The sequence below is a fragment of the Phormidium sp. CCY1219 genome (assembly GCF_055795085.1).
Map to the genome: position 1 here is coordinate 1 of NZ_JAYFEQ010000097.1, position 600 is coordinate 600.

General features: G+C 59.3%; 1 protein-coding gene. It reads right to left on the reverse strand.

Annotated features, from left to right (window positions below):
* Positions 1-600: hypothetical protein (locus AC0QH1_RS00580; RefSeq protein WP_324628788.1), on the reverse strand; the 600-nt coding region annotated here is incomplete at both ends.

A 600-nucleotide genomic window follows, 5' to 3' on the forward strand; every position in this document is an offset into this window, starting at 1 on the left:
AGTTGGCAATCTGCTCCTGGAGGTGGTGAATTTGCGACTCCTTATCGGTATTTTCTTGCAGGAGTTGTTGCAGTTGCAGGTTTTCCTTTGCGAGGCGATCGCGATCGGCTTGCAATCCCTGAATCAGAGCCGCCGCTTTATCCGCTTCTTTCAGTTGGGCGCTCAGGTCGCGCACTTGCTTTTCTAACTCCGCCACCCGGTCGGATTGCGCGGGTACAGCGGGGGCAAGGTTCTGCTGGCGCAAGGCTTTCTGTAAGTGGCGCTGCTGCGGGATAATTTTCCCATCCTTGGCATCTTCCCGGGCAAGATGATGGATTCCGGCGTGCAACTGTTGGGACGGGTGTAGGGGGTCTTCCGGGGCGGCGGTGGGGATGAGTTGGGTCGGTCTTGTAGTGCGTTTCGCAGGAGCCAACAACTTCTCGGCGTCCCAGTCGGTGAGGTGGCGAACCGCGTCGATCAGGTGGTCGGTGAGTACCGAGGGGCTTTCCCCTTGGTGAGCCAACCGCGCCGCTTCCGCTTGCAGGGTGGCGAGGTCTTCTGAGGAAGCGCCATAGGTCTTGGCCACTAACTGCCAATCGGCTTGGGTTGCTGAGTCCCCCA